The following is a 12,207-nucleotide window of genomic DNA, read 5'->3' on the forward strand; positions in this document are numbered from 1 at the left end:
GCCCATCGTGCTCCGATGTGCTGCGAGCTCGCCCGTCCAGGCGCGCTCAGCGGCGCGCGGCGAGGGCCTTCAGCGTCTCCAGCACCAGGGCCACCGGTGCGGAGGAGGCGGCGGAGTTCCGCACGACGGCCTCGAGGGAGCGGACGGGCCGGGGGCGGACGACGGGCACGGCGCGGACGCCGTCGGGCAGGCGGTGGGCCGCGAGCTCCGGCAGGACCGTCACTCCCATTCCCGCGGCGACGAACGCGGCGGCGGTGATGTGGTCGTTCGCCTGGACGTGGAAGGGCGGCGCGAATCCGGCGGCGGCGCAGGCCTCCACGACGTTCCGGCGGCACCAGCCGGTGGGCAGGTCGTTGTCGACCCAGCGCTCGGTAGCGAGCTCGGCGAGGTCGATCTCGCTCCGGGAGGCGAGCGGATGTCCGTCGGGCAGGACGACGAGGTACGGGTCGTCGAGGAGGTGGTGCGCCGTGAACCCGGGAGCGGTCGGCTCGGAGGAGGCGACCAGGAGCTGCACGTCGGGGCGCGCCCCGAGGTCGTCGTCGAGCTCCTCACCCAGGCGCAGGTCGAGGGCGAGGCCGGGGAACGCAGCGGTCAGCCGGCGGGCGACCTCCGGCATCCAGGCGCTGCCGACGGAGGCGAAGTACGTCACCGAGAGGCGGCCGGAGCGGCCCTCGCGCAGCTCCTCCACCACGGCCTCCGCCTCGGCGAGGCGCTCGAGGACGCGGTCCGCCTGGGCGGCGAGGGCGCGTCCGGCGGGAGTCGGGCGGACGCCGCGCCCCACCCGCTCCAGCAGGGTCAGTCCGGTCTCGCGCTGCAGAGCGGTGAGGTGCTGGCTGACGGCGGAGGGCGTGTAGCCGAGGCCGGAGGCGGCTCCCGCGATCGAGCCGGAGGCGACGACGGAGCGGAGGATGCGGAGCCGGTGCACGTCGAGCATGGGACGACCGTACAGTCCCGCTGAATGATCCGACAGTGAACGGAACTGGTGCTGAATCGCCGGCAGCGCCACGATGGCCTCATGACCGCCGTCTCCTCCTCCGCCCCGCCCTCCACGAGGGACGCCCTCCTGCTGTGGGGCGCGATCGCGGTCACCGTCCTGCTCTGGGCGTCGGCCTTCGTCGGCATCCGCGCCACGACGGAGGACTTCGGCCCGGGCGCGCTGACCCTCGGCCGCATCGTGGTCGGGTCGCTCGCGCTCACGGTCGTGCGTGTCGTCCTCACCGCCCGGAGGCGCCGCTCGGAGGCGGCTCCCGACCCGCGCGCGGCGGTCCCGCGCGGGCGCCTCCTCCTGCTCGTGCTGGGCTGGGGAGTCGCCTGGTTCGGGGTCTACAACCTGGCGCTCAACGCGGCGGAGCGGCACGTCGACGCGGGGACGGCGGCGCTGCTGGTCAACATCGCGCCGATGATCACCGCCGTGCTCGCCGGGCTGCTGCTGGGGGAGGGGTTCCCCCGCCGCCTCCTCGCGGGGATGCTCGTGGCGCTGACCGGCGTCGCGGTGATCGCGTTCTCCACCTCCACCGGGCAGTTCGACGTGATCGGTGTCGCCCTCGGCCTGGTCGCCGCCGTCGTCTACGGCAGCGCGGCGACCCTCCAGAAGCGCCTGCTGGGCCGGATCGACGCGCCGACGATGACCTGGCTCGGCTGCCTCGCCGGCACGGTCGCGTGCCTGCCCTTCGCCCCGGAGCTCGTCGAGGCGCTCGCCGCCGCTCCGCTCTCCTCGATCCTGGCCGTGGTCTACCTCGGGATCTTCCCGACGGCCGTCGCCTTCACGACGTGGGGATACGTCCTCGCGCGCTCCAGCGCGGGCCGCACCGCGGCGTCCACCTACGCGGTGCCCGCGGTGGTCGTGCTGCTGTCCTGGCTCGTCCTCGGCGAGACCCCGCCGCTCGCCGCGCTGCTCGGAGGCGCGCTCGCCCTGGCCGGAGTCGCGGTGGCGACGCTGCGGAGGCGTCCGAAGGCGGTCTGACCGGCGGCCGACGCTCCTCCACAGCCGCCCTCTCGCGTCGAGTCCTCGGACGAGGCGGCTCGCGGGGATCCCGCGGGAGGGCCCGGGATATGCTGGGCGGACGTTCATCCCAGTCGGCGCCGAGCGCCAGGAACGGTGAGGATCCCGATGACCGAGGCCCTGCAGCCGCCCGTCCAGAACGCCCTCTCGCTCACGCCGCCGGAGCCGGTGGCGGCGGTGCCGACCACCTCGGCGCCGTCGATCGCTCCGAAGGTGCCGGAGGCCGCTCTGCCCGGCCTCGAGGCGAAGGTCGACGGCTACCTCGACACGCTCCTGGCGACGGAGGCGCGCAGCCCCGAGTTCGCGACCCGGGCCAACGACATCCGCACGATGGGCGACGCCGACATCCGCTCGGCCGCCGACTCGTCGAACCGGCTGCTGAGCACGCCGGTGCGCGCTCTGAAGGAGGGCGGGCTCGCCGAGGGCTCGACCATCGGCAGGACGCTGCTCGAGCTGCGGCGCACGGTGGAGGACCTGGACCCGTCCGAGGACAACCTGCAGAAGAAGATCCTCGGCTTCATCCCGTTCGGCAACAGGATCACCGATTACTTCCGCCGGTACGAGAGCGCGCAGTCGCACCTGAACGCGATCATCCAGGCCCTGTACGACGGGCAGGACGAGCTGCGGAAGGACAACGCGGCCCTGAACCTCGAGAAGCAGAACCTCTGGGAGACGATGACCCGTCTCAACGAGTACATCTACGTCGCCGAGCGGCTCGACGTGAAGCTCTCGGCGAAGATCGCCGAGCTCGACGCGACCGACCCGGAGCGGGCGAAGGCGCTGCGCGAGGACGTCCTCTTCTACGCGCGCCAGAAGCACCAGGACCTGCTGACCCAGCTGGCCGTGTCGATCCAGGGCTACCTCGCGATCGACGTCGTCATCAAGAACAACGTCGAGCTGATCAAGGGCGTGGACCGGGCGACGACCACGACCGTCTCGGCGCTGCGGACCGCGGTCATCGTGGCACAGGCGCTCGCCAACCAGCGGCTCGTGCTCGATCAGATCACGGCGCTGAACACCACGACGTCCAACATGATCGAGGCCACCTCGCGCATGCTCGCCGACCAGTCGGCCTCGATCCAGTCGCAGGCCGCCTCGGCCACGGTCGGGCTGCCGCAGCTGCAGGCCGCGTTCGCGAACATCTACCAGACGATGGACTCGATCTCGGACTTCAAGATCAAGGCGCTCGACAGCATGGCCCAGACCGTCGGAGTCCTCCAGACCGAGACCGCGAAGGCCGGCGAGTACGTCGAGCGGGCCCGCCGCAGCAACTCGGACATCGACGCGACGTCCTCGCTCGATCTCGGCCGCTAGCCGATGGGCTGGTTCTCCCGACTGTTCACGGGTGCCCCCGCGGCACCGGAGGAGACCGCGCCCGCTCTGCCGAGCGTCCCGACGAGCGAGGACATCCTCGCGGCGCTCGACAGGGTCGGCGCGCGGACCGAGGGGAGGGTGCCCGGGATCGTCGCGGCGCGCATCCAGCGGATCGACGAGACGGTCCGCGAGATGGTGCCCCGCCTCGACCGCCTCGGCGGGATGAGCCGGCAGGGCCACACCGTCGTCGCGACCGCGACCAGCTACCTCCCCGAGGCGGTCGAGGGCTACCTCCGCCTGCCGAGGGACTTCGCCGACCGCCGCGCCGTGCACAGGGGGAAGACCTCGCTGATGATCCTCTGCGACCAGCTCGACCTCCTCGGAGGCACGCTCGACCGCATCTCGGACGCCGTCTCACGGCAGGACGCCTCGGCGCTGATCGCGCACGGGCAGTTCCTGGCCGAGAAGTTCACGGAGTCCTCGCTCTCCCCGAGCGGTCTCGACGCGCCTCCGCAGCCGGGAGCGCCGTCCGGATCCGGCTCGCTGACCCCGCCGAGCGCCTCGTGACCGCGCTCGCCCCGGCCCTGGACGCCCTCGTGCTCGCGGGGACCGCCGCCGGACTCGAGGCCGCCGCCGTCCGCGACGAGGGTGCGCGTCTGGCCGCCGCCGTCGCCGAGTCGATCCGTGGCGCCGGGCCGGACTGGCTCGCCGCGACCGGCGCGACGGGCGGCCTGGAGGCGTTCTTCACCGCCGCCTCGAGCGGCCGGCGCTGGCGGTCGGGGCCGACCGATCAGCTCGCTGCACTGGTCGCCGCCGGCTCTCCGCACGCCGCCCCCTACGCCCGCGCCCTCACCGAGGTCGTGTCGGCGGCCAGCGCTCTCGGCGACCCGGGCATCGGCGGCATCGCCTCCGCCTCCGCGACCGCCGCGGCGCAGCTCTCGGCCGTCCCGGGCGCCCGGGGAGCCGCTGCGACGACGGGCGGGGGAGCACTGCGAACGACCGGCCGGACACCGGACGGTGCCGCGAGCGCCGACCTGCCGACCGGTCTGCCCGCCGGCGTGCCCGGGATCGACGAGATCCTCGAGCGCCTCCGCCGGACCGAGCACGACGGCCCGCAGGACGAGCCGGCCCCCGCCGCCGCTGCCGCTGCGGAGCCCGCCTCGGAGCCGGAGCCGCTCGATCCGCCGGAGTCCATCGACGACCTGCTCGCCGAGCTCGACGCGCTGATCGGCCTCGACCGGGTGAAGAGCGAGATCAAGCGGCAGACTCAGCTGCTCCGGATCGACACGCTGCGCCAGGCCGCCGGACTCAGCACGCCCACGCTCACCCGCCACCTCGTCTTCACGGGGAACCCCGGCACGGGCAAGACGACGGTGGCGCGGCTGGTCTCGCGGATCTACCGATCGCTGGGCATCCTCTCGAAGGGCGTGCTCGTCGAGGTCGACCGCTCGGAGCTGGTCGCCGGCTACCTCGGGCAGACCGCGACGAAGACCGCGGAGGTGATCGCCTCCGCGCGCGGCGGGGTCCTGTTCATCGACGAGGCCTACGCGCTCGCGCTCGACCAGTACGGAGCAGAGGCGGTCACCACCCTGGTGAAGGACATGGAGGACCACCGCGGCGACCTCGTCGTGATCGTCGCCGGCTACTCCGGGCCGATGCAGGGCTTCCTCGACACGAACCCGGGTCTCGCCAGCCGCTTCTCGACCACGATCGACTTCGCCGACTACTCGGACGACGAGCTCTCGGCGATCTTCGGCCGCCTCGCCGCCTCCGCGGACTTCGAGCCGACGGAGGAGGCGCTCGCCGCGTTCGCGGGCCTCGCCTCGGCGCAGCAGCGCACGGAGGCGTTCGGCAACGGGCGCTGGGTCCGCAACGTCCTCGACGCGGCGATCGCCCGGCACGCGTGGCGGCTCCGCGACGTGGAGGAGCCGACGCTCGACGAGCTGCGCATCCTGCTGCCGGAGGACGTGGTGGAGAGCCCCGACGCCTCGGGCGGCCCGGACGGGCCCGGCGAGGACGCCGAGGGCGCGGTCGCGGGCTCGGAGGAGGCCTTCGGGCAGCCGGACGCAGCCCCGAGCGGCGCGGCGCCTCCCGTCACCGACGACCCCGAGGAGGAGAGCCGTTGAGCACCGCACCCGCCGCGCCGCCCGCGCAGAGGATCCCCGAGCCGCCCCTCGTCCAGGTCGCCAACCGGGCGGCCCGGCGCAGGCCGTCGCTGCTGGCCCGCGCGACCGCGACGACTCCCGGCACTCTGCGCCTCCTGCTCGCCCTGACGGCGCTGGCCGCCGTGCTGTTCGGCGTGTTCGCGCAGCAGGCCGGAGCGATGCAGGCGCGCGCCGCGACGACGGCCCGGGAGCAGTCGGCCCAGCTCCTCGGCGTGCAGAACGTCCGCACGCTGCTCGTGGACGCCAACGCGATCGCCGCCAACACCTTCCTCGTCGGCGGACTCGAGCCGACCGAGCTGCGGGCGTCCTACGTCTCGAGCCTCACCGGCGCCGCGTCGGCGATCGCAGGGCTCTCGGCCGCGGATTCGGCCGACACCGAGGCCCTCGCCCGCGTCGCCAGCAGCATCACGACCTACAGCGGGCTGATCGAGCAGGCACGAGCCAACAACCGGCAGGGCTTCCCCGTCGCCTCGGCCTACCTCGACCAGGCGTCGACGGCGCTCTCCGGCGACGGCGGCATCCTCGAGGACCTCGACGGGCTGGTCGACTCCGGTGCCGACCGGGTCGCGGCCGCCTACGACGCGGTCCGCTGGAGCGTCCTGTTGATGATCGGCTCGCTCGTGATGCTGGTCCTCCTCCTCGCGGCGCAGCTCTGGCTCGCCCGCCGCACGCACCGCTACCTCAACCGCCCGCTCGCCACGGGGACCGCCCTCCTCCTGGTCGTCGGCGTCGGCGGGGCGCTCGCCTACGGATCGGTCGCGGCGGACGCGGGGACGGCGCGGGTCGAGTCCTACCGCGAGGCGCTCACCGTCTCGAACGCGCTGATCGCCGCGAGCGACGCCAAGTCGCTCGAGAGCTTCACGCTGATCAAGCGCGGCTCCGGCGCCGCCCTCGAGGAGCGCTACACGCAGGCCGTCGACTCCGCCCGGGAGAAGCTCTCGGGAGGCGTGCAGGACGAGCTGGCGAGGACGCGGCTCGTCGACGAGTTCGGGCAGTGGCAGTCGTTCCACGAGGAGATCCGCGCGGCGGACGACGCCGGGAACTGGGACCAGGCCGTCCGCGTCGCCACGATCACCGGGAACGGCACCCCGAACGACCTCTTCACCACCTTCTCCGACGACGCCCGCGACGTGGTGCAGGAGAAGGCCCTGGCCGCCGCCACCACGCTCGACAGGGGTGCGGAGTTCGCGACCCTCGTCTCGTGGATCCTGCTGGCGGCGGGTCTCGCCGGAGCCGTGTCCGCCTGGCGCGGCATCGCCCAGCGACTGGAGGAGTACCGATGAACCGCCTGCGCGCCGCCGCCCTCGCCCTGGCCACCGCCGCGGCGCTCGCCCTCACCGGCTGCACGACGGGGGCGGACGACCTCGGCACGCCCCTCGCCGCGGCGACCCCGACTCCGACGGCGAGCGAGGCCGCTCCCGCCGCTCCGGCCGCGGCGGACTGCTCGCCCTCGGCGGTCACCTCCTACGCGCCGACCGGCGTGACCGACAGCACCAGGCTCGCGGAGATCCGCGGGCGCGGCACCCTCCGCGTCGGCGTCTCGGCCGACACCCTCCTGATGAGCGCGCGCAACCCGATCACGGGGTCGATCGAGGGCTTCGACGTCGACATCGCCCGGGAGGTCGCCCGCGCGATCCTCGGCACCGACTCGATCGACTACGTCGTGATCACCTCCGCTCAGCGCCTCCCCGCGCTCACCGGCGGTGACGGCGCCCCGCAGGTCGACATGGTCGCCCGCACCCTCACGATGACCTGCGACCGCTGGAGCTCGATCGCCTTCTCGTCCGAGTACTACGACGCGGGCCTCAAGGTGCTCGTCTCGGACGACCCGGACGGCGCCCCCGTCACGGGCATCGGCGACCTCGACGGCGAGAAGGTCTGCGCGCCCAGCAGCACCACGACGCTCAGCCGCCTGCAGAACGACTACCCGCAGGTGGAGGCCGTCGAGGCCGCCACGCACTCGCAGTGCCTCGCCCTCTTCCAGGCCGGCGAGGTCGACGCGATCGCGGGCGACGACACGATCCTCGCGGGCTTCGTGGCGCAGGACCCGTACGCGAAGGTCGTCGGCGACGCCCTGAGCTCGGAGCCCTACGGCCTCGGCCTCCCCGCCGACGACCCGGACTTCGTGCGCTTCGTCAACGCCGCCCTCGAGAGCATCCGCTCCGACGGCCGCTGGCAGAGCATCTACGAGCGCTGGCTCGGGGTCCTCGGCGAGGCATCGCCGCCGGCCCCGGTGTACGGCCGATGAGCACCGGTCTCGCGGAGGGGACCCCCGTCGCTCCGGGCCGGCTGGGGGAGGCCGCGCCGCAGCGCGAGCTCTTCGAGTACCTCGCCGCTCTCACCCGCTGGCTCCAGCGGACCACGCGAGAGCTCTCGCGGCTGGACGCCGCCGCGCTGGCGTCGCCGCAGGCCGAGAACTACACGGCGGACGTGGTGCTCGCCCAGTCCCTCCGCGAATCCGTCACCCGGCGTCTCGCCGAGCTCGAGACGGTCTGGGACTCCGGCCGCGTCGACGTGGTGGCGCGCGAGCGGATGTCGCAGCTGATCTGGGGCCGTCTCGACGCCTCCGGGAGCGGCGCGGTCTCGCTAGTGGAGGCCGTGCGCCTCTGCGACGCGGTCGTCGGCCAGCTGCGCTCCCGGCTCGAGCTCGACCCCAGCGGCACCGACGTCGCCGGGCGGATCGTCGGGGTGCGCGCCGAGATCGAGCGCTGCCGCGATCTCACCCGCGACGGGAGCGGCACGGTCGACCGCGAGCGGGCGGAGCGGGTCGGCGTGCTGCGCTCCCGCCTCGACGCGCTCGCCGAGCGGGCGGGCCGGGGAGCCGACGTGTCGGGGCCGCTCGGCCAGCTCGAGAGCGACTCCGCCCGGCTCGAGCGCGACCTGATCATCGCCGCGTCCGAGCGGCGCGGACTCGAGCGCGACCGCCGGCGGGCGCGCGAGCTGGCGGAGGCGGCCGAGCGCCGCGAAGCGCCGCTGCGCGAGCTCGTGGCCCGCTGCCGCCGCGAGATCGCCGACCCGCCGCGGCTGGCCGTGCCCGACGTCTCCCGGCTGGGCGATCCTCCGTCCGACCGCGAGGCGCTCGACGCGCACCTCGCGCGGCTCACCGCCGTCGGCCGCGCGTTCGACGCGGTCGAGGCCGCCTACACGTCGCCCCTGCGCGAGCGCGCCGCTCTGGGCTTCCGCCTCCGGGCGCTGCGGGAGCGGGCCGAGGGCAACGGTCGCGCTGCCACCGCCGTCGGCGTCGCGGCCGAGGAGGAGGTGCGCGCCGCCCTCGACGCGGTGCCCTGCTCCGTCCCGCTCGCCCGCCACCTGGTCGAGCAGTACGACGTCGTCACCCGCGACCTCCCGCATCCCGTCCCCGCGCACCACCGGAAGGCCACCCCATGAACGGCGCCCCCTGCACCGCGACGCCCGGCTGCACCGGGACGATCGAGGACGGCTACTGCAACGTCTGCGGCCTCCCGCCCGAGGAGGGCGCCGCCGCCTCCGCGCCGACCGCGCGCCGCGCCGCCCCGGCCTCCCCGCCGGCCACCGCCTCCGCCGCCTTCGGCACCGGCTTCGTCGAGGGCGCGCCCGGTGCCGCGGCACCCGGACCCGCGGAGGAGTCGGCCACCGCGCGCAGCACTCGCACCTCCTCCGCCCGCCTCGCCACCGCTGCCCTCGGCTCCGCCCGCACCGCGCAGACCGGCTCGAAGGTCACCCGCCGCGTCGGCACCACCTCGACCCGCCTGCGCGGCCCGAGGCTCGGCGCCGGGCTCACCACGGTCCCGTCCCGCCCGGCCGCCGACCCGACGGCCGCCCTGATGACCGAGGCGGTCCTCCCCGAGCGCAAGCGCTTCTGCTCGCACTGCGGCACCGCCGTCGGCCGCGGGCGCGACGGTCGGCCCGGCCGCACCGAGGGGTTCTGCCCCAACTGCCGCACGCCGTTCTCGTTCACCCCGCAGCTGGTGAAGGGCGACGTGGTCGGCGGCCAGTACGAGGTCGTCGGCTGCCTGGCCTACGGCGGCCTGGGCTGGATCTACCTCGCGCGCGACCGGAACGTCTCGGGACGCTGGGTGGTGCTCAAGGGCCTGCTCAACTCCGGCGACCCCGATGCGTACGCCGCGGCCGTCACCGAGCGCCGGTTCCTGGCCGAGGTCGAGCACCCGCTGATCGTCGAGATCTACAACTTCGTCCTGCACGACGGCGCCGGCTACATCGTGATGGAGTACGTCGGCGGGCCGAGCCTCAAGCAGATCCTGAAGGAGCGGCTGGACGCCAACGGCGGCGCCGCGGATCCGCTGCCGGTGGACCAGGCGCTCGCCTTCGTGCTCGAGGTCCTTCCCGCGTTCGCCTACCTGCACGACCACGGGCTCCTCTACTGCGACTTCAAGCCGGACAACATGATCCAGGTGGGCGACCAGGTCAAGCTGATCGACCTCGGCGGAGTGCGCCGGATCGACGACGAGGACTCCGCCATCTACGGCACCGTCGGCTACCAGGCTCCGGAGGTCGCCGACCTCGGTCCCTCGGTCGCCTCCGACGTCTACACGATCGGCCGGACGCTGGCCTCGCTGGTGCTCGACTTCCGCGGCAACCAGACGACCTTCGTCGCCTCGCTGCCGCCGGTGTCCGAGACGCCGCTGTTCCAGCGCTACGACTCCTTCTACCGCCTGATCGCGAAGGCGTGCGCTCCCGATCCGCAGGACCGCTTCGCCACGGTGGACGAGATGCGCGGCCAGCTGCTCGGGGTGCTGCGCGAGGTCGTCGCGACCGATCGCGGTCCGGGGCACCCCGCGCTGCACTCGACGGAGTCGGCCCTGTTCGAGGCGCCCGTGGCCGACGTGGTCGACCGCGTCCCGCCGTGGGACGCGCTGCCGGCGCTCCGCCGCGACGAGTCCGATCCCGCGCGGTCGTGGCTCGCGGGCGTGAACGTGGCCGACCCGATCGTGCGCCTGCGCGCTCTCGCGCTCGCCCCCACCGTGACGGTCGAGGTGCGGCTCGCCCGCGCCCGGGCGGCGATCGAGGCGCAGCGCTGGGAGGAGGCGGCCCGCGCGACGGGCGAGATCCTCACGGAGGACCCGTGGGAGTGGCGGGCGGTCTGGATGAGCGGCCTCGCGCAGCTCGCCCGCGGCGACGACATCGGGGCCCGCGCCTCCTTCAACACCGTCTACGGGCAGGTCCCCGGCGAGCTCGCCCCGAAGCTCGCGCTCGCCGCGGCGTGCGAGGCGAGCGGTGAGCCCGAGGTCGCCGAGTCCCTCTACGTGATCTGTGCCCGCGCCGACGCGAACTACACGGCACCGGCCGCCTTCGGGCTCGCCCGGGTGCGGCAGCTGCGCTCCGACCTCGACGGGGCGCTCGACGCCCTCGACATCGTCGCGCCCACGCGCTCCTCCTACTCCGACGCGCGCCGCCGCCGGGCGGAGCTGCTGGCGGAGTCGGGCCGCGGGCTGCCGGCGCTCTCGGCCGCTCTCGCGAGCGTCGACTCCGTGTCGATCGATCAGCGGACCCGCCTCGAGCTCACGACGCAGGTCCTCGCCTCCGCCCTCGAGCTGGTGCGGCGCGACGGCCCGGCCGAGGGGGCGACCCTCGGCGGAGTCGAGGCGAACGAGGCCGCGATCCGCGATGGGCTCGAGGCCTCCTATCGCGCGCTCGCCGCCTCCACCCGCGACCGCGACGAGCGCCTGCGCCTCGTCGACCGGGCCAACGAGGTCCGACGCTGGACGCTGACATGAGCGGCGCGCTGTCGACGCCCTGCCCGAACTGCGGCGAGCCGGTCACGACGGGCGACGCGTTCTGCGAGGCCTGCGGGACACCGCTGATCGTCGCGGCCACTCCCTCCGCTCCGCCCGTCGCTGTCGGAGGATCCGCCACCTGCGTCTCCTGCGGGGGAGCGGTCGCCGAGGACGGCTACTGCGAGCAGTGCGGACGCCCCGCACCGAGCGAGCGCGAGCACTGGGCGGAGGCGCCGCACCCGCTGGTCGGCGGGGTCTGCGACCGCGGACTCCGGCACCCGGCCAACGAGGACGCGATGGCGCTGGGGGCGACCACCGGCGACGACGGCTCTCTGAAGACGGCGCTGCTCGTGGTCTGCGACGGGGTCTCGTCGACGCCCGACTCCGACAAGGCGTCGCTCGCCGCCGCTCGCGCCGCACTCAGCGCGCTGCAGGCCGAGGTCGGCGGCGAGAGCGCGGGAGCGGACCGCTGGCGCGCGCTCCTGCAGATGGCGACCGCGCGCGCCTCCGGAGCGATCGACGCGGCCGTGCCCGAGAAGCGGTCGAATCCGCCCTCGTGCACCTTCACGGCGGCGGTGCTCGACGGCGCGCTGCTCGTCACGGGCAACGTGGGGGACAGCCGCAGCTACTGGATGCCGGACGAGGGCGAGCCGCGGCAGCTCACGGTCGACGATTCGTGGGCGCAGGAGCAGATCGCCTCGGGAGTGCCGCGGGAGCAGGCCGAGACGGCGCCCGACGCGCACGCCATCACCCGCTGGCTCGGCGCCGACGCACACGACGAGGAGCCGCGGGTCACCTCCGAGGAACTGATCGAGCCGGGGTGGGTGCTGGTCTGCTCCGACGGGCTCTGGAACTACGCGTCCGCCGCCGAGGACCTCGCGCGCGTGCTGCGCGACGCGCAGGAACGGGTGGGCGCCGATCCGGTCACGCTCGCGGAGGCGCTGGTCGCCTGGGCGAACGAGCGCGGCGGCCACGACAACATCACGGCGGCGCTGGCGCGGTTCGACCCGGC

Annotated in this window: 9 protein-coding genes and 1 pseudogene; 9 read left to right on the forward strand and 1 reads right to left on the reverse strand. The window is 74.5% G+C overall.

The genetic code is table 11. The features are described from left to right. Positions 1–46: 46 nt before the first annotated feature. Entirely contained in the window at positions 47–934 is an 888-nt protein-coding gene (locus C5D08_RS09685; RefSeq protein ID WP_104276872.1) for a LysR family transcriptional regulator, read from the reverse strand. 81 nt (positions 935–1,015) lie between these two features. On the opposite strand from C5D08_RS09685, the gene C5D08_RS09690 reads away from it, so the two are divergent. The 9 genes and pseudogenes from C5D08_RS09690 to C5D08_RS17345 form a co-directional block, all read left to right on the forward strand. Continuing rightward, positions 1,016–1,963 (forward strand): DMT family transporter, encoded by a 948-nt coding sequence (locus C5D08_RS09690; protein WP_104276873.1) that lies wholly within the window; start codon positions 1,016–1,018, stop codon positions 1,961–1,963. A 147-nt stretch (positions 1,964–2,110) separates the two neighbouring features. Next, positions 2,111–3,316 (forward strand): toxic anion resistance protein, encoded by a 1,206-nt coding sequence (locus C5D08_RS09695; RefSeq protein ID WP_104276874.1) that lies wholly within the window; start codon positions 2,111–2,113, stop codon positions 3,314–3,316. A 3-nt stretch (positions 3,317–3,319) separates the two neighbouring features. Continuing rightward, a complete protein-coding gene (locus C5D08_RS09700; RefSeq protein ID WP_104249860.1) occupies positions 3,320–3,883 on the forward strand; it encodes a hypothetical protein in 564 nt (187 codons plus the stop codon). Further along, a complete protein-coding gene (locus C5D08_RS09705; RefSeq protein ID WP_258067376.1) occupies positions 3,880–5,442 on the forward strand; it encodes an AAA family ATPase in 1,563 nt (520 codons plus the stop codon). The genes C5D08_RS09700 and C5D08_RS09705 overlap by 4 nt, the downstream gene beginning before the upstream one ends. Beyond that, positions 5,439–6,764, forward strand: a complete 1,326-nt coding sequence (locus C5D08_RS09710) for a hypothetical protein (RefSeq protein ID WP_104276875.1) — start codon at positions 5,439–5,441, stop codon at positions 6,762–6,764. The genes C5D08_RS09705 and C5D08_RS09710 overlap by 4 nt, the downstream gene beginning before the upstream one ends. Then, positions 6,761–7,729 carry a glutamate ABC transporter substrate-binding protein gene (locus C5D08_RS09715; protein WP_104276876.1) on the forward strand — a complete coding sequence of 323 codons (969 nt, stop codon included), beginning with the start codon at positions 6,761–6,763 and terminating at the stop codon, positions 7,727–7,729. The genes C5D08_RS09710 and C5D08_RS09715 overlap by 4 nt, the downstream gene beginning before the upstream one ends. Continuing rightward, positions 7,726–8,868: a hypothetical protein gene (locus tag C5D08_RS09720; protein WP_104276877.1), complete on the forward strand. Its 1,143-nt coding sequence runs from the start codon at positions 7,726–7,728 to the stop codon at positions 8,866–8,868. Before C5D08_RS09715 ends, C5D08_RS09720 begins: the two co-directional genes overlap by 4 nt. Next, entirely contained in the window at positions 8,865–11,195 is a 2,331-nt protein-coding gene (locus tag C5D08_RS09725; protein ID WP_104276878.1) for a serine/threonine-protein kinase, read from the forward strand. The genes C5D08_RS09720 and C5D08_RS09725 overlap by 4 nt, the downstream gene beginning before the upstream one ends. Next, positions 11,192–12,136, forward strand: a pseudogene (locus C5D08_RS17345) (PP2C family serine/threonine-protein phosphatase); the annotation flags it as partial. The gene C5D08_RS09725 and the pseudogene C5D08_RS17345, both read left to right, overlap by 4 nt. Between the last annotated feature and the right edge of the window lie 71 nt (positions 12,137–12,207).

It is taken from the genome of Rathayibacter sp. AY1B6 (genome assembly GCF_002932755.1).
Classification (GTDB): Bacteria; Actinomycetota; Actinomycetes; order Actinomycetales; family Microbacteriaceae; genus Rathayibacter.